Source organism: Brevundimonas sp. 374, assembly GCF_900102995.1.
In the GTDB taxonomy this organism is placed as follows: Bacteria; Pseudomonadota; Alphaproteobacteria; order Caulobacterales; family Caulobacteraceae; genus Brevundimonas; species Brevundimonas vesicularis_C.
Genome location: NZ_FNKT01000001.1, coordinates 812,400 through 838,965, shown reverse-complemented (window position 1 = coordinate 838,965; position 26,566 = coordinate 812,400). Strand labels below are relative to the sequence as shown.

The following is a 26,566-nucleotide window of genomic DNA, read 5'->3' as shown; positions in this document are numbered from 1 at the left end:
CCTTCGGGTTAGTCTGAATGGGGAGTTGCGCCGGATGTAGCGATCCTGCGCGCGAAGGGCAAATATGGCGGGCAGGCGGCCGGACGGAACGGCAGTAAAGCTTGTCCGTTGATGACAGTCACACGCCTTGATCCGGCCCGAAACCGGGTGCGGAATGGCGTCATTCTACGCTTGCCAGTCTCGGATGCCCATGAAGACCCGATCGATCGTGCTCGCCGCCGCCTTCGCCCTGTCGGCGTGCGGCAATCCCTCGAATTCCAAGGCGCAGGAGGGCGAGTTCGCCCAGCCGACACGCACCGCCCCGGCCGATGCGGCGGGAATGAAGTCCAGTTTCGCGCCGGTGGTGCGATCCGCCGCGCCGGCCGTGGTCAACATCTCGGCGCGTAGCGTGCAGCGGGTGCAGGCCGATCCCTTCTTCCAGTTCTTCGGCGGCGGCATTCCCCAGGCGCGGGTGGCCGAGTCTGTGGGCTCCGGCGTCATCGTCCGCTCGGACGGGATCGTGGTGACCAATAACCACGTCATCGACGGCGCCCAGCAGATCAAGGTCGTGCTGAACGACCGGCGAGAGTTTCCCGCCACCGTCATCCTGGCCGACGAGCGCAGCGATATCGCCGTGCTGAGGCTGGAAAACGTCAGCGATCGGCTGCCGGTGCTGGCCATCGACGATCAGGAAGAGCAGCAGGTCGGCGATCTGGTCCTGGCCATCGGCAATCCGTTCGGCGTGGGCCAGACGGTGACGAACGGCATCATCTCGGCCCTGAACCGGACCGAGACCGGCATTTCCGACAGCGGCTCCTTCATCCAGACCGATGCGGCCATCAACCCCGGCAACTCGGGCGGGGCGCTGGTGGACATGGACGGCGACCTGATCGGCATCAACACCGCCATCTTCTCGCGCTCGGGCTCCTCGGCCGGGGTCGGGTTCGCCGTGCCCGCGGCGATGGTCAAGCGGGTGGTGGATTCGGCCTTGGGCGGAGCCAAACAAGTGGTGCGTCCGTGGCTGGGCGTGAAGGGCGACACTGTGACTGGCGACATCGCCGGCAGCCTGGGCCTGAGCCGGCCGCAGGGGCTCGTCGTCACTGACGTCTACGCCAACGGCCCGGCCGCGCGCGCCGGCGTGCGTCAGGGCGACGTCATCACCGCCGTCGATGGTCAGGAGATCAACGACCAGAACGGACTGAACTACCGCGTCGGTTCGCGCAATCCGAACGATCAAGTGCAGGTGTCCATCCTGCGCGACGGTCGGGCTCAGACCTTGACGGCGCGAGTGCAGACCCTGCCGGGCGACGCCGATCCGAAGCAGGGGGTGACGATCCAGTCCGGTCCCTTCGCCGGCGCCGAGGTCGTCGCGCTCAGCCCTGCTCTGGCGGACCGACTGGGCGGCGATCCGTTCGCGACGGGCGTCATCGTGACCGGCGTGTCCGGCCGTGGCTATGCGGCGCGCGCGGGCTTCCGCCAGAACGACCTGATCGTCAGCATCAACGGCCGCGCCATCGGCTCGGCCCGCGATGTCGAGGCCGCCAGTTCCGGTCGCGGCCCGTGGGAGGTCGTCGTCAACCGTGGCGGCCGTCAGATCCGTGGCGTGCTGAGATAGGTCTTCAGGTCTTCGTCGGCCCGCCGATCGACCAGGTGTGGCCGAAGGGGTCGCGCAGGACGCCGTAGCGGTCGCCCCAGAACTGATCGGCCATGTCCAGCACGGGTTCCGCGCCGCCGACGGTCATGGCGCGCGTCCACCAGGCGTCGGGATCGGAGACCTGAAGATGCAGGGTCACGCCGGCAGGGCGGACATCCTGCGAGCCGCCGTATTCCGGAAACTCGTCATTCAACATGACGCTGGCGCCGTTGATTCTCAGGTGGGCGTGCATCAGCCGCTCGCCGTCATCGGCCAGTCGACGGTCCAACACCTCGGCCCCGAAGGCGATAATGTAGAAATCGATCGCCGCAGAGGCCCCGCGCGACGGGATTGTCAGATGCGGCGTCACGCCAGAAGTCGGACCCTGGTTCGGATTGGCGTCGGTCATGGTGCGGTCTCTGTGGCGGTTCGCCATACTAACGCGTGAAAAGCCTTTGGCGAACGCCTACATAGGTCGCACCCATGAGCGACCTGTTCGAAGCCTCCGGCATTCTGCCCCCCGACGCCCCTCTGGCCGACCGTCTGCGTCCGCGCACGCTGGACGAGGTGGTGGGGCAGGATCATCTGCTGGGGCCAGGCGGGCCGATCCGGCGCATGATCGAGGCGGGGCGGTTGGGGTCGATGATCCTGTGGGGACCGCCGGGGACGGGCAAGACCACGATCGCGCGCCTGCTGGCCCAGGCCGCGGGCTATGAGTATCAGGCGATCAGCGCGGTGTTTTCGGGCGTCGCCGATCTGAAGAAGGCGTTCGAGGCGGCGCGGATGCGGCGTGCAGCGGGACAGAGCACGCTGCTGTTCGTCGATGAGATCCACCGCTTCAACCGCGCCCAGCAGGACGGCTTTTTGCCGTTCGTCGAGGCAGGCGTGGTGACCCTGGTCGGGGCCACGACGGAGAACCCCAGCTTCGAGTTGAACGGCGCCTTGCTGTCGCGCAGTCAGGTCTATGTGCTGAAGCGGCTGGACGACGCGGCATTGGATCAGCTGCTGAGCCGGGCCGAGGCGCACATGGACCGGACCCTGCCACTGACGCCGGAGGCCCGGCAGGCGATGCTGGCCCTGGCCGACGGCGACGGGCGGTATCTGCTGACCATGTCGGAGGTGCTGTTCGACCTGCCTGAAGGCGAAAAGCTGGACGTGCAGGGGCTGGCGGGCGTGCTGCAACGCCGAGCGCCGGCCTACGACAAGAGCCGAGAAGAACACTACAACCTCATATCGGCCCTGCATAAATCGGTTCGGGGATCCGACCCCGACGCAGCGCTCTATTGGCTGGCGCGCATGCTGAACGGGGGGGAGGATCCGCTGTATCTGGCGCGGCGGATCGTGCGGATGGCGGTCGAGGACATCGGCGAGGCCGATCCGCTGTCGATCCTGGTCGCCAACGCAGCTAAGGACACCTACGACTTCCTGGGCAGTCCCGAGGGCGAGTTGGCCTTGGCTCAGGCGGTGGTCCACTTGGCCACGGCGCCCAAGTCGGTTGGGGTCTATGAGGCGTTCAAAGCGGCCAAGAAGGCGGCCTATGAGACGGGTTCGTTGATGCCCCCCGCCCATATCCGCAACGCCCCGACCAAGCTGATGAAGTCGCTGGGCTACGGCAAGGGCTACCAGTACGACCCCGACACGCCCGAGGGCTTCTCCGGCGCGAACTTCTTCCCCGACGAGATGGACCGTCGCACCTTCTACAAGCCGAAGGGCGAGGGCCACGAAGAGAAGGTCAAGGCGCGTTTGGGGCGCTGGGCCGAAATGCGAGCACGGCTGGCGGCGGACGCGTCCGGCGACTGACTGAACGCCGTTCATTGTCGCCAGTCGACAACGCAGTTAGCGTTCCGGCCTGACATCCTTGGAGGGGACGATGATCGAGACGGTGAAAACGCCCTGGCATCTGTGGCTGGTGGGCGTGTTGTCGTTGTTGTGGAATGGATTCGGCGCGTTCGACTTCATCCAAACCACGACGCGGGGTGAGGCCTACATGCGGGTGGCTGGTTTCGACGATGCCATGGTCGCCTATTACGAGGCCATGCCCCGCTGGATGTATCTGCCGTGGACGCTGGGGGTCTGGGGTGCGGTGATCGGTTCGGTGATGCTGCTTTTGCGCCTGCGCTGGGGGGTTCCGGCCTTCGGCCTGTCGCTGCTGGGCGCGCTGGTCAGTCTGCTCTATGGCAAACTGATCGATCCCCCGCCGCCGGCGCCGACCGAACTGGCGGCCATGAGTTGGATGCCGATCGTCATCCTGCTGATTGCGGTTCTGCTGTTTGGCTATGCGTTCAATATGCGCAAACGCGGCGTGCTGCGCTGATGGGCTGACGCAGGGCGCGCCGTCGCGTATGGACGCGCCGTGACCCGTGTTCCTGTCGATCTTTCAGCCGATGATATCGCCGCCGTCCGGTCGTGGGTGATCCACGAGGATGCGCACGTCATTGCCTTTTCCAAGCCGCCGGGCCTGTCCAGTCAGGGCGGACGGATAAAGGCGCATACGCTGGACGACCTGCTGTGGGCGTTCGCGCGGTCAAACGGCAAGCGGCCGGAGCTGGTCCATCGGCTGGATCGCGACACCTCCGGCGTGATTCTGGCGGCCAAGACCAAGCCGGCGGCGAGTTTCCTGGGCAAGGCGTTGCAGATGCGCCGGTTCAGGAAACAGTATCTGGCCCTGCTGTCGGCCGCGCCCGAGCCCAAGGCGGCGACCATCGACGCGCCGTTGCGCCGCGAGGAGATCGGGCGTGAGAGCTATATGCGGGTCGTGGCCTTTGACGCGCCGGGCGCGCAAGGGTCGCAGAGCCGCTATCGGACCTTGGCCGCGGGACCGGAAGGGGCCGTTGTCGAGATGGAGCCGCTGACCGGGCGGATGCATCAGTTGAGGGTGCATATGGCCCATATCGGCCGGCCGTTGATCGGGGACGTGCGATACGGGGGCGCCTTGACCACACCGGTCGGGCCGGCGCCGCGTCTGATGCTGCATGCCGCCAAACTGACCTTTCCGCATCCCGAGGGTGGGACGACGACGGTCGAGGCGCCGCCGCCCGAGGATTTCGCGAAGCTGAGGACGGCGCTGGGTCTTTAGGGCGCGGGCGCCTCAGGGAACGACGTGCGCGTTTTGGCGCTATGTCGTTGAAAGGATACCTCTGATGAAGCGTCTCGCCCTCGCCTTGACCGGTCTTTCCGCCCTGGCCCTGACCGCCTGCGCCAGCTTGGCGCCCTATGGTGCCCAGATGGGTCCGAACGGGCAGGGGTATTCCGAGCAGCGGATCGAATCCAACCGCTATCGTGTCACCTACAACGGCGTCGGCGCCGCGGGCCGTGTCGCTGATTGGGCGTTGGTGCGAGCCGCCGACCTGACCACCGAACAAGGCTACGACTGGTTTGAGGTAACGCAGAGCTGGACCGATGGTCGGCCGGGTGGCGCGGGCGGGGTCAGCCCAAGCGTCTCCATCGGCGGCGGCAGCAGCCGGTATGGCGGCTATTCAGCCTCGGGCGTCGGCGTGGGCGTCGGTCTGAACTTCAGCGGACCGCAGCCGACCTCGACGACGCTGGAAGTCGTTTTGGGACGCGGCCAGAAGCCGGATCGTCCGAACGCCTATGACGCGCGCGCGGTCCAGAGCTCCATCCCGCGCTGACCATCGCTTTCGGCGCGGGCGGCGTATATATCGCCGCACGATGACACGTTTTCTTCTCGTTGCGGCAGGTGGCGCCATCGGCTCCATGGCGCGCTATGGCCTTGGCCTCGCTGCCGGGCGGCTCGCACCCAATGCCGGTTGGCCCGTGGGCACCTTCGCCGCCAATGTCGCCGGGGGTCTGCTGATGGGTTTGCTCGTCGGCTGGCTGGCGTTCCGGGGCGGGGCGCAGCAGGAGATGGTGCGCCTGTTCGCCGCCGTCGGCGTGTTGGGCGGGTTCACGACTTTTTCGTCCTATTCGCTTGAAGCGGTGCAGATGATCGAGCGCCGCCAGATCGGCCTGGCCGCGGCCTATGTGATTGGCTCGGTGGTTCTGGCGATCGCGGCCCTGTTCGTCGGCCTGATGGTCGCCCGCCGCGCCTTTGGAGTTCCCGCTTGACCGATCAGCCGCCCGCAGCAGATGCGCCCAAACGCGAAGTCCTGACGATCTATGTCGCCGAGGACGAGGACGGCATCCGGCTGGACCGCTGGTTCCGCCGGCGCTGGCCGCACCTGTCCAACATCCAGGTGCAAAAAATGGCCCGCAGCGGTCAGATCCGCGTGGACGGCGCCCGCATCAAGCCCGAAGGCCGACTGACCGCCGGCGCCGCCGTGCGCGTGCCGCCGATCCCCGATGACACCTCTCGCCAAGCGGGGGACGCCCACACCTTGTCCGAAAGGGACATCGCCTTCGCCAAGTCGCTGGTGCTGTACGAAGACGACATGGTCATCGCCTTGAACAAGCCGCATGGCCTGGCGGTGCAGGGCGGGACCAAGACGAGCCGTCACGTGGACCGTCTGCTGTCGGCCTGGGGCGAAGGGCTGGAGCGGCCGCGTCTGGTTCACCGGCTGGACCGCGACACCTCGGGCGTCCTGCTGCTGGGCAAGGGGCCGGAGGCGGCCAAGCGTCTGGCGGGCGCCTTTGCGCGTAGACAAGCCAAGAAGACCTATTGGGCCATCGTCATCGGCAATCCGAAACCCTATTCGGGCCAGATCGACATGCCGCTGAAGAAGACGGGCATCAACGACTTCGAGATGATGCGACCGGCCGAGCGCAAGGACCCACGCGCCGAACCGGCCGAAACGGCCTTCTCGACCATCAGCCGCGCCTCGCACCGGGCGTCATGGATGGCCCTGCGCCCCTTCACCGGACGGACGCACCAACTGCGCGCTCATATGGCGGGGATCGGCCATCCGATCCTGGGCGATCCGAAATACGGCGACGAGAAATCGCGTGAACTGTCGGGGCCGCTGAAGCTTCAGCTGCACGCTCGCAGCATCGAACTGGATCACCCGCGCGGCGGCGTTCTCAGGGTCACAGCCCCCTTGAGCCCCGAGATGAAAGCCGGCTTCGCCCACTTCGGCTTTTCGGAAGACGAGGCTGAGGACGACCCCTTCCTAGGCGTGAAGCGAATCCGGTGACTGCTGAGGTTCAGGCGAGGGTCGAAGGGGCCAAGGCTCTGGCCGCCGCCGGCCAGCTGAACGCGGCCTTGGAAATGCTGGCGCCGATGGCGCAGCAGGCCGATGCGCCGTGGCAGGCGCTGTCGGTCCAGGCCGATCTGATGAAGCGTGTGGGGCGTCTGGACGAGAGTGCTGAGCTGTCGCAGCGACTCGTCGAGGTTCGGCCGCACAGCATTCCGGCGTGGCATAATCTGGCGTCCACCCTCGGCGATCTCGGGCGGGCGGCCGAGGCGGAGGTCGCGTGTCGCGCCGCCATGTCCATCGGCGGCGATGCGCCGGAAACCTCGCTGGTGCTGGCGCGGGCTTTGCAGGCGCAGAGTCGGTTCGACGAGGCCGAGGACGCCTACCGTCAGGCGCTGCTGCGGCGGCCCGGCTACGGCGATGCGCTGCGTGATCTGAGCCAGTTGATCTGGATGCGAGATGCCGATCTGGAAACCGCCTGCGCGCCGCTGGATGCCGCCATAGCCGTATCGCCAGCGACGCCTTTGCTGCGCCAGATCAAAGCGAAGCTGCTGGAATATGCAGGGGAGGGCGAGTGGGCCTATCGCACCATGGTCGCCGGACCGCTGGATGGGCCCGGGGAACTGGCGGCGGCGCAGGCGTGTCTGACGTGGGATCCCCTCAGGGCGCTGGACCATGCGAACCGGGCGGCGGCGCTGGCAAGCGGCGAGGTTCCGGCGATCATGGTGACCCAAGCCGAATGTCTGCTGGCGCTGGGCGAGGCCGAGGCGGCGCTGGTCACGATCGAGACGTTGCGGGGCCGCGAGCCGCTGAACCAGCATGTGCTGGCCTTTCAGGCGACGGCCTGGCGGATGCTCGGCGATGTGCGGTACGGCCGGCTTTACGACTACGACGCCTTCGTGCGGCCGTATCGGCTGCAGGCGCCTGACGGGTGGGCGTCATTGGAGGCCTATCTGGTCGATCTGGCGAAGGCGCTGCACGATCTGCATACGCTAAAGACCCATCCGGTGGGTCAGTCGCTGCGCGGGGGATCGCAGACCAGCGCGTCCTTGGCTCAGAGCGAAGATCCGGCCATTCGCGCCTTCTTCCAGGCTATCGACAAGCCGATCCACGACTATGTGGCCGCGTTGGGCCAGGGCGACGATCCGCTGAGAGCGCGCAATACGGGCGACTATCGCATCCAGGGCAGTTGGTCGGTGCGGTTGAGGCCGAACGGATTTCACGCCGACCACATTCACTCGAACGGCTGGCTGTCCTCGGCCTGCCATATCGAACTGCCGCCGGCGGTGCAGGGGGAGGGCCGCGAGGGTTGGTTGCGGTTCGGCGCGCCGCCCGGCCTGCCGAGCTTGGCGGCCGAACACTATGTGCAGCCCCAACCCGGCACGTTGGTGCTGTTTCCTTCCTACATGTGGCATGGCACCCAGCCGTTCGGTGGCGAGGCGTCGCGTCTAACGCTGGCGTTTGACGTCGTGCCGGCCTGATTTCAACGGACCTTCTGATGACCGATCAACCCACCCCGCATCGCCCGCGTTTCGTTGAACAGTCGCCGGATCGCATCTCCCGCTTCTGGACTGATGCGGGCGTCGGGCCGCATGCGGACGGGGGCTGGGCCGTGCTGCTGGACGGACGCACGCCGAAGACGCCGGACAAGGCGGCGCTGGTCTTGCCGACGCAGGCTGCGGCGCAGTTGGTTGCTGACGAATGGGCGGCGCAGGGGCAGTTTCTGGATCCGTCGACCATGCCGGCGACGCGCTTGGCCTCGACCGCGATCGACCGGATCGGGCAGGCGCGCGAGCCTGTTGCGGACGAGATTGCCGCCTATGCCGGATCGGACGTGGTCTGCTATCTAGCTGATCATCCGACGTCGCTGGTCGAACGGCAGGCGCGGGAGTGGGGGCCTTGGCGCGATTGGGCCGCGCGCGAGATGGGTGTGGTGCTGGAGCCGGTTGAAGGCATCGTGCATCGGCCGCAGTCGCCTGACGCCATCGCGCGGGTCAAGGCGCACGCCCTGTCGCTGGACGACTTCCGCCTGACCGGACTGGCGACGGCCGTGCCTCTGCTGGGGTCGGCCGTGTTGGCCTTGGCGGTGGAGCAGGGGGTGTTGGATGGCGGGGCGGCGTTCGACCTGTCGCGGATCGATGAGCTGTTTCAGGAAGAGCAGTGGGGCGTGGACGCCGAGGCCGCCGAACGCACCGAGGCGCGCCGTGAGGAAGCCCAACTGCTGGATCGGTGGTTCAGGGCGCTCGATTAGAGCGCGGGCGGCGTCGTCGAGGCCGCGATCAGCATCGCGCGTTCCTGATCGGTCAGGTGACGCCAGCGACCCTCGGGCAGGTCGCCCAGTTCCAGCGGGCCGATGCGGATGCGATAAAGATCCACGACCTCCAGCCCGACCAGTTCGCACATGCGGCGGATCTGGCGATACTTGCCCTCGGTCAGGACGAAGCGAAGGCGTTGCGGTTCGATCTGGGTGACGCGGGCGGGCTTCAGGGGCTTGTCGTTCAGCGACAGGCCGTGGCGCAGCTTGCTGAGCTTGCCTTCGGTGATCTGGCCTTCGACAACGACCAGATATTCCTTGTCCAGCTCGGACGCCGGGCCGATCACCGCCTTGGCGACGACGCCGTCCGACGACAGCAGCAGCAGGCCGCGTGAATCCTCGTCCAGCCGACCGATGGGGGGCAGGGAGGCATCCCGCGCAGGCGTCTCGCCTTCGCCGATACGATTGGGCGTCTTCAGCAGTCGCACGGCCGGGATTTTGCCCGGATCAGGCTGGCCCGAGACGTAACCGACCGGCTTGTGCAGCACCAGCGTCATGCCCGTCGCCAAGGCCGCCTGGGCGGTGTCGTTCAGCGTCAGGGTCTCGCCCGGCTGAATCTTGCGGCCCGCATCGCTGATGGTCTCGCCGTCGATGGAGACCAGGCCGTTGGCGATCAGGGTGTCGGCCTCGCGCCGCGAACAGACGCCGGTCTGGCCCAGCCACTTGTTCACGCGAACGGGTTCGTCGCCGTCATAGGTGCGGGTGAAGGCCATGCGATTCTGTCGTCCAGTCGATGCGGCTGTCTAGAGCCGGGCGGGATTGCGAGCAAGCGGGTCGCCGTTTTCAGGATCAGCACGGCCAGTCTGTTCGAACTGGCAGGTTGATCCGGACGGGATCATCACTATATCTGACGGCATTCCACAAATGATCCAGAGTGCGGGACGACACGCGTCGGACCCGTCGATTGTCTTTTTTCTGGTCATCGGCGTGGGTGGTCCGACAGCGTCGCTTGTCGGATCTGGATCAGTATTGAAACATCTCAAGGAGACGTCTTGTTCGCTCAAAACAAATCTTCCGCAGGCCCCCGTCGCACCGGTTACAACCGTCCTGTTCCCACCCGCCTGCGCATGGGGCTGGTGATGCGGCGTGACATGGCGTTTGGCGAGTTGGGCGACGTGGAGGGCGCGTTGCGGGCCGAAGGCGTGGGTCTTGCGCCGATGTCGACGGGCGACGCCAGCCTGATCGCCGGCGGCGTGACCGTGCTGGCCACCGCTACAGCCAAGGACATCGTCGAAGGCCGCCTGAAGGGTTTGGTCGTTCCGGGCGGTTCGACGGATGAGGCGTCGTTGGCGGCCGTGCGGTCGCTGATCGAACTGGCGCGTGCCAACGGTCTGACGGTCATCGCCTTCGCGGACGGCGTTGCGCTGGCGGCCGACAGCTTTGGCTTATCGGCCCAGGCCGAGGGCGCGGTGTTCAAGGACGGGGGAGTGACCCTCCTGAACGAGCGGGCCGAACTGTCCAAGCTGGTCGGTGCGATCGTCTGATCAGACAGCGCGGAACAGCAGGATGAGGTTGTTCGCAGGCATCTGAACCCGCAGCGTGGCCGCAAGGCCATGCGAGCGGGCTAGGGTCTCAACCGCTTCGCGATCACGCAAACCCCATTGCACGTTTCGCGCCTTCAGACTGGCCTCGAAGACCGCGTTCGACTCTGCCAGCGGAACCTCGGCCTCGCGGTAGGGGCCATAAAGCGCCAGCAGGCCGCCGGGCCGTCGCAAAACCCGACCGGCCAGATCCATTAGCCCCTCGGTCGCCGACCAGGGGCTGATGTGTGTCATGTTCGCACAATACAGAGTGTCAAACGTGTCTGCTGGCCATGTCGTGGGGTCGCCGGCGTCGAGCGCCAACGGCGGTTTCAGGTTCGACAGATCGAGCTGGCGGCTCCAGGCGGCGATGCTTTCGCGGGCTTGATCGCTGGGGTCGCTGGGCGTCCAGTCCAGATCCGGCAGGGCGGCGGCGAAGGCGGCGGCGTGTTCGCCCGATCCGGACGCGATCTCGAGCACCGATCCACGCGCCGACAGATGGGCGCGGAGCACGCGAAGAATCGCATCGGCGTTTCGACGCGCGGCGGGCGAAGTGAGCGCGCCGTCAGGCAGGACAGTGAGCGGATCCAGTGTTTGCACAAAGCCCTTCTACCCGTCTGACGCCGCGATCGCACCCGCGATCTTTTGCCCGAGACACCGGTGGACATCGGCGCTTTCGTGCGCGGTTTGACGCGGCGGAACAGACGGCGCATTCCGCCTGTAACAGTGCGTGATCGTTTTGTTGTCGGGTCATGGCGGCGTCAGATCGCCGGGCTCTTTTTGCTCAGGAGACGTCCTTGTCCAATTCTTCGACGCCCGGCTTGCGCCCGGCGCCCACCGCCCATGCCGGGCTGATCGCCTGGGTCGAGCAGATCGCCGCCCTGACCAAACCCGCCAAGGTCCACTGGTGCGACGGCTCAGAGGCCGAGAAAGAGGTCATTACCGCCGACCTTCTGGCCAAGGGCACGCTGAGGGCGCTGGATCAGACCAAGCGGCCGGGCTGCTACTACGCCGCCTCCGATCCACGCGACGTCGCGCGCGTGGAGAGCCGCACCTTCATCTGCTCGGACGACGAGGCTGACGCCGGCCCGACCAACAACTGGGCCGATCCGATCGAGATGCGCGTACGTCTGGACGGTCTATTCGACGGCTGCATGGCCGGGCGGACGATGTACGTCGTCCCGTTCTGCATGGGCCCGCTGGGATCCAAGATCAGCGCCCTGGGCGTCGAGATCACCGACAGCGGCTATGTCGCCCTGTCGATGGGGGTGATGACCCGCATGGGCAAACCGGCGCTGGATCAGTTGGGCGACACGGGCGTCTTCGTACCGGCTGTCCATACGCTGGGCGCGCCGCTGGCCGATGGTCAGGCGGACGTGGCCTGGCCGTGCAATGACGACAAATGGATCGTTCATTTCCCCGAGACTCGGGAGATCTGGTCCTATGGCTCGGGCTATGGCGGCAACGCCCTGTTGGGCAAGAAATGCTACGCCCTGCGCATCGCCTCGATCATGGCTCGCGATGAGGGATGGCTGGCCGAGCACATGCTGATCCTGAAGCTGACGGATCCCAAGGGCCGGGCGAAATACGTCGCCGCCGCCTTCCCTAGCGCGTGCGGCAAGACCAACCTGGCCATGCTGCAGCCCAGCCTGCCGGGCTGGAAGGCCGAGACCATCGGCGACGACATCGCCTGGATGCGGTTCGGCGACGACGGGCGGCTCTATGCGGTCAATCCCGAGGCCGGCTTCTTCGGCGTCGCGCCGGGCACCAGCCGCAACACCAATCACAATGCGCTGGAGACCCTGGCCTCCAACACCATCTTCACCAACACCGCCCTGACCAACGATGGCGATGTCTGGTGGGAGGGTCTGACCAAGGAGACGCCCGAAGGTCTGACCGACTGGAAGGGCCGTCCGCACGATCTCACGTCCGGCGAACCCGCCGCGCACCCCAACGCCCGTTTCGCGGCGCCCGCCAGCCAATGCCCGGCCATCGCGCCGGAGTGGGAAGATCCCAGGGGCGTGCCGATCGACGCGATCCTGTTCGGCGGCCGCCGCGCCAGCGCCGTGCCGCTGGTGACCGAAGCCTTCGATTGGGAGCATGGCGTCTTCATGGGCTCGACCGTCGCGTCCGAAGGCACGGCGGCGGCCGAGAACAAGGTCGGCGAACTGCGCCGCGATCCCTTCGCCATGCTGCCGTTCTGCGGCTACAACATGGGCGACTATTTCGCCCACTGGCTGAAGATGGGCCAGGGGCGAGACGCGTCGAAACTGCCGCGCATCTTCTTCGTCAACTGGTTCAGAAAGGATCAAGACGGCCGCTTCGTCTGGCCCGGCTTCGGCGACAACGTTCGTGTTTTGAAATGGATCAGCGAACGGATCGACGGCGAGGCCGAGGCGGTCGATACGGCGGTTGGTCGCGTGCCGTCCGTCGCGGCTTTGGACCTGTCAGGCCTGGACCTGACGCCGACGCAACTGTCGACCCTGTTGGACGTCGATGCAGGCGTCTGGGCCGAAGAGGCGGCGCTGATCCCCGACTTCTATCGCCAGTTCGGCGATCGACTGCCGACCGCCCTGTGGGACCAGCACGCGGCCCTGGTCGCGCGTCTGGACGGCGCCGGCGCGGCCTCAATGGCCGCGGAATAGGCGAAAGCCATCTTGCAATAGGGGGGTCACGGGTCGATCAGACGGCCCGTGACGTCTTCCTCTTCCATTGTGATCGTCGGCGCCGGCGTACTGGGGCTTTGTACGGCGTATGAGCTGCATCGGGGCGGCCGGGCGGTGTTGGTGGTCGATCCCGGCGAGGTGAACGCCTCCCTGGTGGCTGCGGGGATGATCGCCCCGGCGATGGAATCAGCCATCGATGACGTGTCGCTGGATCGCGCCCAACTGTTTCGGGCGGGACGCGACCTGTGGTCCGAGTTCGCGAGCGCCGCCGGCATCGCTCTGGCACGTCGACCCGCCGAGTGGAGAGGCCGCGATGTGGGGGCGATGGAGGCGCGGTTGCGCGCACTGAACTTCGACGCGCGGCGCGATGGCGCCGGCGTCACGACAGATGACGATTATCAGGTCGAGCCAGCACAGGCTCTGGCAGCGCTAAAGCAGGCGCTGGGCGAGGATGTCGTGGCGGGGACGGTGACGACGATCGCCCGCACCGATGGCGGCTGGCGGCTCAAAGTCGGTGATCGATGGCTGGATGCGGAGGCGGTCGTGCTGGCCACCGGCGCCTGTGACGCCATTGCCGGTCTGCCCGATGTCGCGCGCCGATTGATCGAGGAGATCCAGCCGATCCGCGGACAGATCGGCGTCGCAGCCGAACATCTTGTCGATCATGTCGTGCGCGGACCAGGCGCCTATGTCGCGCCAATGGCGTCTGGCGCGGTCATCGGAGCGACGATGGAGCCGGGGCGGCGGGATACGGCGCCGGATGCCGAGGCGTCCGAGCGCCTGACGCAGGCGGCTTGGGCTGCGCTGGGTCGGTCGCCTGAGCCGCTGTCTATCGAATGGCGCGTCGGCATCCGGGGCGCGACGGCGGATGGTCTGCCGCTCGCGGGCGCGGCGCCCGGTGCAGAGGGTCTGTTCATGGCCTTGGCGCCGCGTCGAAACGGCTGGTTGCTGGGGCCCTTGGTCGGCGCCGTGGTCGCCGATGCGATCGAGGGGCGGACGGCGTCGCCGCACGCCCGCGCCCTCGACCCTGGTCGGTTCTAGCCCTCCATCGCGAACCGGACGGTGAAGTTGACGGTCGCGCCGTCGACAGGTCGGCCGTCCACAGTGCGCGGGTTCATGCGGAACGACCGCGTCAGGCTCTGCGCGGCGCGGCCGAAGCCCTGGCCGCTCGGCGTCTCTCCCACGACCCGGCAGCCGTTCAGGCCGCCGTCCGCATTGACCACACAACTGAGCGTCGCCGAACCCGGCGTGCCGTTCTCTGCGGCGCGGCTCGGATAAGCCCGCGCCATCTGCGCCGCCGAAGGCCGGCTGGCCCAAGATGGATTGTTGATCACCGACGGCGGGCGCGGCGGCGTCTCGACGGTTGCCGTGCCGCCCTCGACGCCGGTGGGGGCGACGCTGATGGTCGGCAGACCGGGTTGAGCGGTCACGACGCCGGGCTCGGGCGGCGTCAGCGGGATCGTCTGCACCGTCGAGGGCACGGGGATCGCCGACTTGTGAATGGGTGTTGGCGGCGCCGCCGTTTCGGGCGTGGGCAAGGGCTTGGGTTTGGGCGGCGCCATCATCACCGAGACCGGCGGGTCGAGGATGTCGTCGATGGGCGCCGCACTTAGCTCGAACCTTTGATTATAAAGCGCCACCCCCGCCGCAACGTGCAGGACGACCGAGACGCCGATGGCGCCCAGCATCCAGCGCGGGATGGGTTTCTTGCGTTCCCCGAAGTCGATCGGGCTGATCAAGCCGGGACCACCGGCAGCACGGATCATCATAACGTCACTCCCTCGTTCACCGCCCCCGCAGCGCCCGTAACTGGAAGTTGAGCGCGCAGGTTGTGGCGGCTTTACGGCGAAGTTTTCCCGTTCGACGAAGGTCGAGGCGTTAACGCGGCCGTTAAGAATTAAGAGTTGGTTAACTACGTTCGCCGACCCTTCGCACATGGGTATCGGAGCGATTCCATCGACAGGCGGAGTAGAGGCGGCCATCCGGCGCGCGTCGAACGCCGTTGGCGTGGACTATGACTTCCTGGTCAAGACCGCGCGGCGCGAGAGCGCGATGAACCCGTCGGCCAAGGCCCCGACCTCGTCGGCCGCCGGCCTGTTTCAATTCATCGAGCAGACTTGGCTGGGCACGGTCAAGCAGCATGGGGCCCAGCACGGCTACGGCCAGTACGCCGACCTGATCCATCGTGGATCGGACGGACGTTGGCGGGTCGAGGGTTCGGCGCGCAACGTGGTGCTGGACCTGCGGTTCGATCCCCATGCGGCCTCGACCATGGCGGCTGAGTTGACGGCGTCCAACGCCGCCTATCTGCGCGGACGCACGGGCAAGGAACCGGGCGCAGGCGATCTGTATGCGGCTCATTTCCTGGGGCCGGCTGGGGCCGCCGGTTTGATGGAGGCGATGGATCGTAATCCGGGCGGCAGCGCCGCAGCGCTGTTCCCCGACGCTGCGCGGGCCAACCGCAGCATCTTCTATCGCAATGGACGCGCCGCCACGGTCGCCGAGGTCCACGCCAATCTGCAGCGCACAGCCGGCGAGGGCGCACCCGCCGCTGGAGCCGGCGAGACGAAATACGCCTTGCCGAATCTGAGCGACAAGGACCAGATGCTGGCCGCGCGTCTGGATCGGTTGAAGCAGGATCAAGGTCTGCTGGCGCTGCTGCTCGGTCAGGACGGATCGTCCAGCAGCGGCTTCGGCGGCGCTTTCGCGCCAAATGGCAAAGAATCGACCTAGAGCCTGATCGGTAGAGGGGAAGTCGCTTCGCGACTTCGCTGATGCCGTGAATCAGGCTCCAGATTGAAGCAAGAGCCTGATTCACGCTTCAGCCGAACCGCGCAGCGGTTCGTCAAAAAAGCGATCAGGCTCTGAGTCGTTGCATTGCAACCGATGGTAAACCGCCCGTTAAGCATGGCAGTCTCATTCTGGGATCAACGTCCGATTCCCTCACGAGCCGTCCATGACCGCCTTCCGCGCCCGCCTGACAGAAGTGGACATTCGACGCCTGATCAAGGCGACGGACGACGACGAGCGGGCCGAGGCGGCGCACAAGCTGTGCCGCAACATGGAGCGCGCGGAACTGAATGAGGACGACCGGGCGGCGGCGCAGAAAATCCTGCGTCTGCTGGCCAATGACGCCGCCGAACTGGTGCGTCGCGCCATGGCCGTCACCCTGAAGGCGTCCGATCTGATTCCCAATGACGTGGCCCGCAAGCTGGCCGGCGATCTGGACAGCATCGCCCTGCCGATCATCGCTTCCTCGCCGGCGTTCAGCGACGAGGATCTGATCGAGATCGTGCGTGCCGGATCGGTCGTGCGTCAGGTCGCCGTGGCGGGACGGGCGCGGGTGTCGCGCGATGTCGCGACCGTGTTGGCGGCCGAAGGCTGCGAGCAGTCGGTTCGCACCTTGGCGGCGAATGACAACGCCGATCTGTCCGAAGGGGCGCTGGCGACCGTCGTCGGTCGTTTCGCCGAAGCGCCTGAAGTCCTGGCCGCCGTAGCCTATCGCCAGGTCCTGCCGCTGCATGTGACCGAACGGTTGATCCAACTGGCCAGCGAGGCGGTGCGCGAACATTTGATCAGCCATCACGCTGTGGCGCCGGAAACCGCGATCCGTCTGGCCCAATACTCTCGTGAGCGGATGACGGTCGATCTGGTCGATCAGGCCAGCGCCAGCGCCGATCTGGCAGCCTTCATGGCCCAGCTGAACGCCCGTCGCGTCCTGAATGCATCGCTGCTGCTGCGCGGACTGGCGCGGGGTCAGATGGCGATGTTCGAATATGGGCTGGCCGAGCTGGCCAACACGCCCCATCACCGCGCCTGGCTGATGGTGCATGACGCCGGCCCGTTGGGGCTGAAGGCCATCTATGATCGCGCGGGTTTGCCGCCGCGCCTGTTCCAGGCCTTCCGCGCGGGGGTCGACACCTGGCGTGCGCTGGCGGCGGAGGGGATCGATACGTCGAGCGCCTATTTCCGCGATCAGATGCTGGAGCGGTTCCTGACCCAGCGTCCGGCCGTACTGCGCGACGATCTGGCCTATCTGATGGAGCGGTTGGATCAGTCGCCGTCGCTTAGCCTGACCGCCGCCAACGCGGCCTGATCCTGAGAGCTTGATTCACGGCATCGACGAGATCGCGAAGCGATTTGTTTCGACCGATCAGGCTCAAAGAAAAAGGCCCGCCAGAGACGACGGGCCTTCGCAAACGGCTGGAGGGACTTCAGCCTGCGAGGTGATCTGCGACGCGCGCTTCCAGGGTCTCGGCCAAGGCGCGGCCGGTCGGATGTTCGTCAGTCTTGATCTGGTCGCGGACCACGGCGCGGATGGCGTCGATGTGGGCGTCCAGGATGGCGATCGGCGCAGTCATTCGGCGATCGGCTTCGTCCAGCATCTTGCACAACGAACCAGCGATGCGCGTCACCAGCGGATATTCATAGGTCGTGCCCAAGCCCTTCAGATCATGAGCGCGGAAATATAGAGCCTCTGCGGTGACGGGGGTGTAGCCCTGCTCACGGATGTCGGCCTGAGCCTTGTCCAGCTTGACGATCTCGTCGTTCAGCCACTGGCCGAACTGGGCCGACATGGCTTTCAGCGCCTCCTCTGCACGAGCGATGGCGTCGGCGTTGATGCCGAAGCCGCCGCCGACCTTGAGACGTAGCGAGTTGGTCGGAGGGGTGATCTGCGCCGGATTGCTCATGGCGGGCTCCATAGGACGTTCACGCCAAGATACGGTAGCGGGCTTAAGAAGCCGTGACCGATCAGTTCGCGAACTGTTCGGCCATCACCCGCTCATCGAACGACCGGCCCGCATCGAAGAGCATGGTCAGGGTGACGTCACGACGCTCGCGCACCTCTACGCGTGCGACACGGCGGACCTCGAAGTTGTCGGCGGTGGCCGAGACCGGGCGTTTGTCGGCCTCCAGGACCTCGAACCGCACCTTGGCGCCGTGCGACAACAGGGCGCCGCGCCAGCGACGGGGACGGAAGGCGCTGATCGGCGTCAGGGCCAGGATGCGGGCGTCCAGAGGAATGATCGGGCCGTGCGCCGACAGGTTATAGGCGGTCGATCCCGCAGGCGTCGCCACGAGGCAGCCATCGCAGGACAGTTCTTCCAGGCGCACGCGTTCATCGACAGTGATGCGCAGCTTGGCCGACTGGCGCGTCTGGCGCAGCAGCGACACCTCGTTGATGGCCAAGCCGGTGTGGACTTCGCCGCTTTCGGTCCAGGCGTCCATCTGCAGAGGGTGGATGACAGTCCTTTCGGCCGTCGCGATCCGCTCCAGCAGACCTTTGTCGTCGTAGTCGTTCATCAGAAAGCCGACGGACCCCCGGTTCATCCCGTACACGGGCGTGCGCTGGCGCAGGTTGCCGTGCAGGGTTTCCAGCATCTGCCCGTCGCCGCCCAATGCGACGATCACATCGGCCTCGTCTTCAGGCACGGCACCATAGTGGGCGATCAGGGCCTTGCGCGCCGCCTGGGCTTCGGGCCGGTCGCTGGCGACGAAGGCCAATCGGGGCGATGACGGCAGGGGGGAGGGGCTTGACTGAGTCACTTGGCGACGTGGCCCGAGCTTAGGGCGAGAGTCAAACGGTCGCGGGCTTCTGCATCATCTGATGGAAGGCGCGAGAGGCGGCGTGTGCGCTCATCGGCGTCGCCTTCCAGCCGCCGTCGGCAGGCATTCCGCCCGAAAGCTTGCGCACTTCCACCAAAAGAGAGGCGAAGACGGCCTTATCCACGCCCACGGCAATGCAGGCCAGGTAAAGCGGTTCGGCGGTCGGCGCGCGGATGGCGTGATGCACCTGGGCCTCGCTGAAGCCGCCCAGGACCGCCAGCGTCTGTTCGAACAGTTCGAAACGCTGTTCTCGCAGCGCGCGGACCAGCAGACCGGGGCGCAGCTGGCCGGCGGCTTGAAGTTTTTCCACCAGTCGTCGTTCCGCGTCGATGCGTACGCGATCCTCGGTCATCCGGGCGGACATGGCGCGCCATTCCGGGCTGCCGGCAGCCTTCGCCGCCGCGTCTTGAACCGCCGCATTCAACTGGGCGTCGTCGATGCGGAAGCGTTCGCCGATCGACTGACGCAGAGCCTGGCCGACCCATTGATAAAGCTGCTGAGCCAGTTGTTCGTTCAGCCTGGGGTGACGCGTCAACGGCGCCCGCAGGCCCGCGATGCGGCGCGAATGATCGACCAGCTTGCGCATGGCGTCTTCGCCAATGTCGGCCGTACGGTTGGACGCCAGCGCCGTCATGGTGACGGGTTCGGCGCGATCGACGATCGTGTCCACGACCGGCCGCGCCAGCTGCGGGCGCCGGGCGACGGCGATTTGATGCTCCAGCGTCGCCTCGATCAGCAGGCGTATCAGGTCGGCGTTTTGAAGAAGCGGGCTGGAGGTGATGACCGGGCGGGCGATCTCGATCTCATCCAGCGCCAGCATATTGACCAGCGCAGGCGGCGCCCAGTCGACGCCCGCGATCCGTTCGGACAGGGCCAGTCGAATATCCCGCTCGGCCTGGGCTGTCAGAGCGAGGAAAATGTCGCTGAGCAGCGGCGCGACCTTGGGCGGCGGCGGATTGGATTCACACAGCGAGGTGACCTTCAGCAGCAGGCGCTGACGGTCGTCGGCCGAACGGCTGCTGGCCAGCGCCAGAAGCTCAGACACAGTCCGGTCGTCCCAGGCGTCGCGGGGCGGCTCCAGTTGAACGACAGACAAGGCGGCTCCCCGAACCGGCGACGATGCTTAACCATATGCTTGCGTGATGAAGACCGGGTTAAGCAAGGCCGCTGCGGGGAGTGACGTCACGTCAACGGCGGCCTTGTCGGCTTGACGACGCGACCGCGCGGGGTGACGGTTTGTAAAAGCCCATCCAGAGGCAGGAGGAAATCATGGCGGACGGAACCAGTCCCTCGATCAAGTCGCGCGTGTCCCAAGCCGAATGGCAGGTCCGTGTCGAGCTGGCGGCTCTCTATCGGCTGGTCGCCTTGAACGGTTGGGACGACATGATCTTCACCCATATCTCGGCGCGCGTGCCCGGGCCGGAGCATCATTTCCTGATCAATCCGTACGGCTTCTACTTCGACGAGATTACGGCCTCGTCGCTGGTGAAGGTCGATCTGGAAGGGAACATCGTCCAGGACACGCCCTATTTCATCAATCCGGCGGGCTTCACGATCCACTCGGCCGTCCACGCCGCGCGCGAAGACGCCAAGTTCGTCATCCATCTGCATACAGTGAACGGCGTGGGCGTCGCCGCTCAGGCAGAGGGTTTGCTCCCCGTCAGTCAGAACGCGTGTTTACTGCAGCATCAGGTTGCGTATCATGGGTACGAAGGGTTGGCCCTGAACCATGACGAACGCGAACGTCTGGTCGCCGACCTGGGGGACAAACCGCTGATGCTGCTGCGAAACCACGGCACGCTGGCGGTCGGGGAAACGGCGGCTCAGGCATGGATCGGCATCTTCTTTCTGGAGAGGGCCTGCGCGCAGCAGGTTGCGGCGTTGTCTGGCGGGCGCGAGCACATCTTGCTGGCGCCGGACGAAGCGCAGGCCGAGACCAAGGAGCAGGGGCGCGGCATCGGCTTCATCTCTTCGCTAGCCTGGCCGGGCGCGCTGCGCCAACTCGACCGCAAGTCGCCGGGCTACGACGCCTAGGTCCCGTTGTCGCGGGGGCGCTGGTCCTCGCGGCGCTGACGCCGACCCAAGCTCTCGCCGGCGCCTGGACCCAGCCGAAGGGCAAGGGCCAGGCCATCGTCAAATACGAGCGGCTGAGCGCCGACACGGGCTTCGACGCTGCTGGCGATGAGCGTGATCTGCTGGGCCAGCGGCGTGACGCCACATTGGGGCTGTTCGCCGAATACGGCGTGTCGGATCGGCTGACGCTTCAGCTGAAGGCGGACTGGCAGGACGGCGAGGACGCCTTCGTCGATTACAGCGGGCGCGGCCCCATCGAGATCGGTGCGACCTGGCAGGTCTGGCGCGACGACCGCAACGCCGTCAGCCTTTACGGCGGCTATACCCAGGCCGGGGAGGGGCGCAATGCCGGCTATGCCGCGCCGGGCGTCGGCGATCACGATTGGGAAGCGCGAGTCTCGATTGGCCGGTCCCTCGGCCCTATGGGCGAGCGCTCGGGAATGGACGGCGCATTCGTCGAGCTTCAGGCCGCACGCCGTCTTCGCGACGGCCTGCCGGATGAAACCCGCATCGACGCCACGGCGGGTGCCCGGATCGGCGAAGATTGGATGGTGCTGGGTCAGGCGTTCGGCGGCGCGGCCGACGGCGGCGCGCGCTGGCTGTCCCTGGAAGTCTCGGTCGTGCGTGATTTCGGCGCATGGAGCATGCAGGCCGGATGGAGACAAACCGTCGCAGGCCAGGAGATCCCGATTACCCGTGGGCCCGTTATTGCGATCTGGCGAAGATTTTAGGGAAGATTTCTGCGACGGAAAATGTGATCCGGCACGTTACTGATACGTAACATTGCGCGCACTTCATTACCCGGTAATGCATGCGGCGTCCCCCTGACCGAGAGACCCCCGCGTGATCAAACGTCACTTCTTCCTCGTCGCCGCCGCTGTCCTGCTTGCCCTGATGGTAGTCGCCGCCATCGTCAAAGTCTCCGCGGGAGATGAAAAGAAGGCGGCAGGGCCGGGCGGCGGTCGCGGACGCGGAGCGCAGCAGGTGTCTGAGGCTGTCGTGGCGCAGCGACCCTTCTCGGACCAGGTTCGCGTCTTGGGCGTGGCGCGCGGCGAGCGCTCGGTGAACGTCACCTCTTCAACCACCGAACTGATCACCCGCGTCCTGTTCGCGGACGGCCAATATGTCTCGGCCGGTGCGCCTCTGGTCGAGCTTCAGGCGCGCGAGGAAGACGCGGCCATCATCGAGGCCCGCGCCAACGTCAATCAGGCCCAGCGTGAATATGATCGCTACAAGGCCCTGGCCGACCGAGGCGTCGCGCCCCAGGTCATGCTGGAACAGGCCGAGACCGCGCTCGAAACCGCCCAGGCGTCGTTGCAGGCGGCCCAGGCGCGTCGCGGCGACCGGGTGATCCGGGCGCCCTTCTCAGGTCGTGTCGGTCTGACCACGGTGACGCCCGGCACGCTGATCAACCCGGGCGCGGTGATCACGACGCTGGACGACACCTCAACGATCCGCGTCGATTTCCCCCTGCCTGAGCGCTATTTGAACCTGCTGCGTCCCGGCGCACAATTGACCGCGACGGCAGACGCCTATGGTGACGAGCCGTTCACGGGCCGGATCTCCCTGATCGACACGCGCGTCAACGAAACGACCCGCGCCGCAACCGCGCGCGCGGAGTTCCCCAACCCCGGCGGTCGCATCCGTCCCGGCATGTTGATGCGCGTGGCGGTCCAGCAGGGCCAGCGTCAGAGCGCCGCCGTGCCCGAGTCGGCCGTGCAATACGAAGGCGCCGGCGCCTTCGTCTATCGCATCGCGCCCGGCCAGAACGGCTCCACCGCTCAGCGGGTCGAGGTCGAGACCGGAGCCGTCGAGAACGGCTTTGTTGAAATCCTGTCCGGTATCGAGGCAGGCGACCGCATCGTCGGATCGGGCCTGAACCGTATTCAGCCGGGCGCACCGGTCAGCGTGGGCGGCCAAGGTCGCAAGTCGGGCGCCGCCAAATGATGCTGTCCGATGTTTCGGTGCGGCGGCCCGTCTTCGCGGCCGTCGCGGCCATCGTGCTGTGCGTCATCGGCGCGGCGGCCTTCTTCTTCCTGCCCGTGCGTGAACTGCCGGACGTCGATCCGCCCATCGTCTCGGTCAACACCAGCTATGCCGGCGCCTCGGCCGAGGTGATCGAGAGCCGGATCACCGAGCCGGTGGAGCAGCAGATCGCCGGCATCCAGGGCGTCGAGCGCATCAACTCGACCAGCCGCGACGGGCGCTCCAACGTGAACATCGAGTTCTCGCTGGACCGCAATATCGATGACGCCGCCAACGACGTGCGCGACCGCGTCAGCCGCGTGGTCGGCCGCCTGCCGGATCAGGCCGATCCGCCCGAGGTGGCCAAGGCCGATTCCGACAGCCAGCCGATCATCATCGTCTTCCTGCGCTCGACCAGCATGAACCGGCTTCAGCTGACCGATTACGCTGACCGCTATCTGATCGACCGGATGGCGACGGTGCCCGGCGTGGCCCAAGTCAACATCTATGGCGAGCAGCGCTATTCGATGCGGATCTGGCTGGATTCCGCCGCCATGGCGGCGCGGGGCCTGACGGTCAACGACGTCGAGACAGCCCTCACGAACCAGAACGTCGAACTGCCCGCCGGCTCGCTGGAATCGACGGACAAGGACTACACCGTCCGCGTGGCGCGCACCTACGCCCTACCGGAAGACTTCCGCCAACTGCCAATCGGCACGCGCGGCTCGGCCTCGACCTCGGCGACAGTCGCCACAGGGACGGGCAGCGGCTCGTCTGCCATAATCCAGGGGCAGCCGACCTATGTGACGCGCCTTGGTGACATCGCCCGCGTCGAGGAGGCGCCGGAAGAAGATCGTCGTCTGTTCCGCGGCAACGGGATGGATCAGATCGGCCTGGCCGTGACCCGGCAGGCGCAGTCGAACGACCTCGCCATCTCGGACGGCGTCCACAAGATGATCGAGGAAATCCGGCCGACCTTGCCGCCGGGCGTAACCATCGAGGTCGGATCCGACAACTCGGTCTTCACCTCGCACGCGATCGACGAGGTCTGGATCACCATCGGCATTTCCATGGCCCTGGTGGCCTTGGTCAACTTCATCTTCCTGGGCAGTCTGCGGGCCGCGCTGATCCCGTCCATCGTGGCGCCGATCTGTCTGCTGGCGACCTTCATCGTCCTGGCGCCGCTGGGCTTCTCGCTGAATCTGCTGACGCTGTTGGCCTTGGTTCTGGCCATCGGCCTCGTGGTCGATGACGCCATCGTGGTGGTCGAGAACATCCAGCGTCGTCTGGACCTGGGCGAGCCGCCTCTGGTTGCCGCCGAACGCGGCGCGCGCCAAGTCTTCTTTGCGGTCGTGGCCACCACCATCGTTCTCTTGTCAGTGTTTGCGCCGCTGCTGTTCCTGCCCGGCTATGTCGGACGTCTGTTCGTCGAACTGGCTGCGGCGATCGCGGCGGCCGTGGCCTTCTCCGCCTTCCTGGCGCTCAGCCTGTCGCCGATGCTGGCCTCCAAGATTCTGCGACCCGCCCATGGCGGCGGCTGGGTGGCGCGCAAGGTCGACTGGGGCATGGACCGGCTGAAGTCGTCCTATGGCCGGTCGCTGGACATGCTGTTGGGCCGTCGCATCGCCGTGATCGGCGTCGGCGCCTTGATCCTGCTAGTTGCTGCGGGCGCGGGCGGCATCTTCCTGACCCTGCCCAACGAACTGGTGCCGGACGAGGATCGCGGCCGGGTCACGGTGCGCGTCGCCGGGCCCGAAGGCGCGGGCTTTGATTACACCCGCAAGATCATGCTGGGGCTGGAGCCTCTGCTGGCCGAATACAAGACCAGCGGCGAGGCCGACAGCTATCTGGTGTCCGCGCCAGGCTTCGGCGGCGGCAGCTTCAACTCGGGAAACGCCGTTCTCACGCTCGCCGACTGGTCCAAGCGCGACCGCTCGGCGGCCGAGATCGCTCAGGAATTGAACGGCAAGCTGCGCGGCCAGACGGGCGCCCAGGTCAACGCTTCGACGCCCGGCGCCTTTCAGCGCGGCGGCGGCAACTCCAACTCCATCGAGCTGATCGCGACCGGCAGCGACTATCAGCAGATCTACGCCTGGCTGCAGCCGATGCTGGCCGCGGCCCAGGCCAATCCCGGCTTCTCGCGTCCACGCCTGAACTATGAGCCGAACTCACCGCGTCTGCTGGTCGATGTCGATCCGCAGAAAGCCGCCGCGCTGGGCGTTTCGTCCCAGTCGATCGGCCGCACGCTGGAGACCATGTTCGGCTCTCGCCGCGCCACGACCTACATCAAGGGCGGTCAGGAATACGATGTCATCCTGCAGACCGAGCGCGACAATCGTCGTGAGGTCGCCGACCTGGAAGCCCTGTATGTCGCGACCGGAGGCGGCCAACTGGTGCCGCTGTCGGCCGTGGTCACGACCAAGACCAGCGGCGACACGCCGGACCGTCGCCGCCTGGATCGTCAGCGCGCGATCTCCCTCCAGGCAGACCTCAATCCCGGCACCACGATCGACGACGCGATTCAGTTCCTGAACGCCGAGGCGGCGAAGCAGCCGCAAGGCGCCGTCGTCACCCAGTGGGGTGGGGCGGCGCGCGATCAGCAGGAAGCGGGCGGGGCGGTGTTCGCGGCGTTCGGTCTGGCGCTGTTGCTCGTCTTCCTGGTTCTGGCGGCCCAGTTCGAAAGCTGGATCACGCCTGCGGTCATCATGCTGACGGTGCCGCTGGCGGCGGCGGGCGGGCTTTTCGGCCTGCTGATGGCGGGCTCCAGCCTGAACATCTACAGCCAGATTGGTCTGATCATCCTGATCGGGGTGGCGGCCAAGAACGGCATTCTGATCGTCGAGTTCGCCAATCAGCTGCGCGACCAGGGACGGTCGATCCGGGAGGCGATCATCGAGTCGTCGTCCTTGCGTCTACGTCCGATCATCATGACCTCGATCGCCACCGCCTTCGGCGCCCTGCCGCTTGTGCTGTGGCAAGGGGCAGGCGCCGGCAGCCGTCAGACGATCGGCGTGGTGATCTTCACCGGCGCCATCTTCGCCACCGTCCTGACCCTGTTCGTCGTGCCGGTGATCTATGGCGTCCTGGCGCGCTTCACCAAGTCGCCGGAATGGACCGCCCGCAAGATCGAGGAGTGGGAGGCTCAGGAACTGCGCGAAGGCGGCCCCAGGGAATTGCCCGAGGCCTGACCGATCAGGCGGCGGGCGCAGGCTCCGGCTTGTAGCCCGTCTCCACCTTCAGGAAGGCGATGACGTCGCGGCGATCCGTGGCGTCGGGCAGACCGGGGAAGGTCATCTTGTTGCCGGGCAGGAAGGTGCGTGGGTTTTCCAGCCAGTGATCCAGCTTCTCGGCGTCCCAGGTGAAGTTCGCCGTACGCATGGCGTTGGAATAATTATAGCGCGGGCGATCGCCCGCCTTGCGGCCGAACACACCGTACAGGTTTGGCCCCGCCATGTCCGGGCCGCCTTCGCCGATAGTGTGGCAGGCGCGACAGCGCGCAAACGCCCGACGCCCGTTCTCGAGATCGCCCGCATTGTAGGGGGCGGGCAGGGAGGCCAGCAGGGTCGCCTTTTCCGCATCCGTTAGCACGTGGACCGGCGCGGCAGGCTTGGTTGCGGACGGCTCGCCCTGACCACAGGCGGCCAAGGTCAAAACCGGGGCCAGAAAAAGGGGGGCGACGAGGGCGTGGCGTGTCATGGAGGCTTCCTGTTTGCCTTGTGATA

Annotated in this window: 26 protein-coding genes; 18 read left to right on the top strand and 8 right to left on the bottom strand. The window is 66.6% G+C overall.

Going from position 1 to position 26,566, the window contains the following annotated elements; all coding sequences use genetic code 11:
• The first annotated feature begins 190 nt into the window (after positions 1–190).
• Complete coding sequence (locus BLR19_RS04150; protein ID WP_091749091.1) at positions 191–1,594, top strand: Do family serine endopeptidase; 1,404 nt, start codon at positions 191–193, stop codon at positions 1,592–1,594.
• Positions 1,595–1,598: 4 nt separating this feature from the next.
• On the opposite strand, the gene BLR19_RS04145 is transcribed toward BLR19_RS04150, so the two are convergent.
• Positions 1,599–2,021: a VOC family protein gene (locus tag BLR19_RS04145; RefSeq protein ID WP_091749088.1), complete on the bottom strand. Its 423-nt coding sequence runs from the start codon at positions 2,019–2,021 to the stop codon at positions 1,599–1,601.
• Positions 2,022–2,095: 74 nt separating this feature from the next.
• Here BLR19_RS04145 and BLR19_RS04140 point away from each other — a divergent pair, with 74 nt between their 5' ends.
• The 8 genes from BLR19_RS04140 to BLR19_RS04105 all read left to right on the top strand — a co-directional run bounded on the left by BLR19_RS04140 (position 2,096) and on the right by BLR19_RS04105 (position 8,950).
• A complete protein-coding gene (locus BLR19_RS04140; RefSeq protein WP_091747511.1) occupies positions 2,096–3,412 on the top strand; it encodes a replication-associated recombination protein A in 1,317 nt (438 codons plus the stop codon).
• Positions 3,413–3,482: 70 nt separating this feature from the next.
• The gene (locus BLR19_RS04135) at positions 3,483–3,926 is read left to right on the top strand and encodes a hypothetical protein (protein WP_091747508.1); all 444 of its coding nucleotides are present in this window, start codon (positions 3,483–3,485) and stop codon (positions 3,924–3,926) included.
• A gap of 39 nt (positions 3,927–3,965) precedes the next feature.
• Positions 3,966–4,688, top strand: coding sequence for an RluA family pseudouridine synthase (locus BLR19_RS04130; protein ID WP_091747505.1), 723 nt, complete (start codon positions 3,966–3,968; stop codon positions 4,686–4,688).
• Positions 4,689–4,752: 64 nt separating this feature from the next.
• Positions 4,753–5,241 (top strand): CC0125/CC1285 family lipoprotein, encoded by a 489-nt coding sequence (locus BLR19_RS04125; protein WP_039247208.1) that lies wholly within the window; start codon positions 4,753–4,755, stop codon positions 5,239–5,241.
• Positions 5,242–5,281: 40 nt separating this feature from the next.
• Positions 5,282–5,677, top strand: a complete 396-nt coding sequence (gene crcB, locus BLR19_RS04120; protein WP_039247210.1) for a fluoride efflux transporter CrcB — start codon at positions 5,282–5,284, stop codon at positions 5,675–5,677.
• Positions 5,674–6,699: an RluA family pseudouridine synthase gene (locus tag BLR19_RS04115; RefSeq protein WP_091747502.1), complete on the top strand. Its 1,026-nt coding sequence runs from the start codon at positions 5,674–5,676 to the stop codon at positions 6,697–6,699. The genes crcB and BLR19_RS04115 overlap by 4 nt, the downstream gene beginning before the upstream one ends.
• Positions 6,696–8,180, top strand: a complete 1,485-nt coding sequence (locus tag BLR19_RS04110) for a putative 2OG-Fe(II) oxygenase (RefSeq protein WP_091747499.1) — start codon at positions 6,696–6,698, stop codon at positions 8,178–8,180. The genes BLR19_RS04115 and BLR19_RS04110 overlap by 4 nt, the downstream gene beginning before the upstream one ends.
• A gap of 17 nt (positions 8,181–8,197) precedes the next feature.
• Complete coding sequence (locus tag BLR19_RS04105; protein WP_091747497.1) at positions 8,198–8,950, top strand: ATP12 family chaperone protein; 753 nt, start codon at positions 8,198–8,200, stop codon at positions 8,948–8,950.
• Here the strand turns inward: BLR19_RS04105 and BLR19_RS04100 are convergent.
• Positions 8,947–9,726: a pseudouridine synthase gene (locus BLR19_RS04100; protein ID WP_091747494.1), complete on the bottom strand. Its 780-nt coding sequence runs from the start codon at positions 9,724–9,726 to the stop codon at positions 8,947–8,949. The two genes, BLR19_RS04105 and BLR19_RS04100, sit on opposite strands and share 4 nt — an antisense overlap.
• Before the next feature lie 279 nt (positions 9,727–10,005).
• Between BLR19_RS04100 and BLR19_RS04095 the strand changes: the two genes are divergently transcribed.
• On the top strand, positions 10,006–10,497 hold the full coding sequence (locus BLR19_RS04095; RefSeq protein WP_255366424.1) for a hypothetical protein: 492 nt from the start codon (positions 10,006–10,008) through the stop codon (positions 10,495–10,497).
• Here the strand turns inward: BLR19_RS04095 and BLR19_RS04090 are convergent, their stop codons facing one another.
• Entirely contained in the window at positions 10,498–11,046 is a 549-nt protein-coding gene (locus BLR19_RS04090) for a DUF938 domain-containing protein (protein WP_369818829.1), read from the bottom strand. It lies immediately after the preceding gene.
• 284 nt (positions 11,047–11,330) lie between these two features.
• Between BLR19_RS04090 and BLR19_RS04085 the strand changes: the two genes are divergently transcribed.
• Positions 11,331–13,178, top strand: a complete 1,848-nt coding sequence (locus BLR19_RS04085) for a phosphoenolpyruvate carboxykinase (GTP) (RefSeq protein ID WP_176758265.1) — start codon at positions 11,331–11,333, stop codon at positions 13,176–13,178.
• 48 nt (positions 13,179–13,226) lie between these two features.
• On the top strand, positions 13,227–14,240 hold the full coding sequence (locus BLR19_RS04080; RefSeq protein WP_255366423.1) for an NAD(P)/FAD-dependent oxidoreductase: 1,014 nt from the start codon (positions 13,227–13,229) through the stop codon (positions 14,238–14,240).
• Here BLR19_RS04080 and BLR19_RS04075 read toward each other — a convergent pair.
• Positions 14,237–14,968 carry a TonB family protein gene (locus BLR19_RS04075; protein ID WP_091747482.1) on the bottom strand — a complete coding sequence of 244 codons (732 nt, stop codon included), beginning with the start codon at positions 14,966–14,968 and terminating at the stop codon, positions 14,237–14,239. The genes BLR19_RS04080 and BLR19_RS04075 overlap by 4 nt on opposite strands.
• 166 nt (positions 14,969–15,134) lie before the next feature.
• Here BLR19_RS04075 and BLR19_RS04070 point away from each other — a divergent pair, with 166 nt between their 5' ends.
• Together BLR19_RS04070 and BLR19_RS04065 are read left to right on the top strand one after the other, a co-directional pair.
• Positions 15,135–15,932 (top strand): transglycosylase SLT domain-containing protein, encoded by a 798-nt coding sequence (locus BLR19_RS04070; RefSeq protein ID WP_091747478.1) that lies wholly within the window; start codon positions 15,135–15,137, stop codon positions 15,930–15,932.
• Positions 15,933–16,155: 223 nt separating this feature from the next.
• Positions 16,156–17,295, top strand: coding sequence for a SpbR family protein (locus BLR19_RS04065; protein WP_091747475.1), 1,140 nt, complete (start codon positions 16,156–16,158; stop codon positions 17,293–17,295).
• Positions 17,296–17,413: 118 nt separating this feature from the next.
• Here BLR19_RS04065 and BLR19_RS04060 read toward each other — a convergent pair whose 3' ends face one another.
• From BLR19_RS04060 to BLR19_RS04050, 3 genes are all read right to left on the bottom strand, one after another.
• Positions 17,414–17,890, bottom strand: a complete 477-nt coding sequence (locus tag BLR19_RS04060; protein WP_176758264.1) for an Hpt domain-containing protein — start codon at positions 17,888–17,890, stop codon at positions 17,414–17,416.
• Positions 17,891–17,951: 61 nt separating this feature from the next.
• On the bottom strand, positions 17,952–18,704 hold the full coding sequence (locus BLR19_RS04055; protein ID WP_091747469.1) for an NAD kinase: 753 nt from the start codon (positions 18,702–18,704) through the stop codon (positions 17,952–17,954).
• 73 nt (positions 18,705–18,777) lie between these two features.
• Complete coding sequence (locus tag BLR19_RS04050; protein ID WP_091747466.1) at positions 18,778–19,902, bottom strand: DUF2336 domain-containing protein; 1,125 nt, start codon at positions 19,900–19,902, stop codon at positions 18,778–18,780.
• Positions 19,903–20,075: 173 nt separating this feature from the next.
• Here BLR19_RS04050 and BLR19_RS04045 point away from each other — a divergent pair, with 173 nt between their 5' ends.
• The 4 genes from BLR19_RS04045 to BLR19_RS04030 all read left to right on the top strand — a co-directional run bounded on the left by BLR19_RS04045 (position 20,076) and on the right by BLR19_RS04030 (position 26,032).
• The gene (locus tag BLR19_RS04045; protein WP_091747462.1) at positions 20,076–20,840 is read left to right on the top strand and encodes a class II aldolase/adducin family protein; all 765 of its coding nucleotides are present in this window, start codon (positions 20,076–20,078) and stop codon (positions 20,838–20,840) included.
• Positions 20,841–21,025: 185 nt separating this feature from the next.
• Complete coding sequence (locus tag BLR19_RS04040; RefSeq protein WP_369818828.1) at positions 21,026–21,610, top strand: hypothetical protein; 585 nt, start codon at positions 21,026–21,028, stop codon at positions 21,608–21,610.
• Between the two features lie 112 nt (positions 21,611–21,722).
• A complete protein-coding gene (locus BLR19_RS04035) occupies positions 21,723–22,826 on the top strand; it encodes an efflux RND transporter periplasmic adaptor subunit (protein WP_091747458.1) in 1,104 nt (367 codons plus the stop codon).
• Positions 22,826–26,032 carry an efflux RND transporter permease subunit gene (locus BLR19_RS04030; protein WP_218119351.1) on the top strand — a complete coding sequence of 1,069 codons (3,207 nt, stop codon included), beginning with the start codon at positions 22,826–22,828 and terminating at the stop codon, positions 26,030–26,032. The genes BLR19_RS04035 and BLR19_RS04030 overlap by 1 nt, the downstream gene beginning before the upstream one ends.
• Positions 26,033–26,036: 4 nt before the next feature.
• Here the strand turns inward: BLR19_RS04030 and BLR19_RS04025 are convergent, their stop codons facing one another.
• Positions 26,037–26,540 carry a c-type cytochrome gene (locus tag BLR19_RS04025; protein WP_091747452.1) on the bottom strand — a complete coding sequence of 168 codons (504 nt, stop codon included), beginning with the start codon at positions 26,538–26,540 and terminating at the stop codon, positions 26,037–26,039.
• Positions 26,541–26,566: the final 26 nt, after the last annotated feature.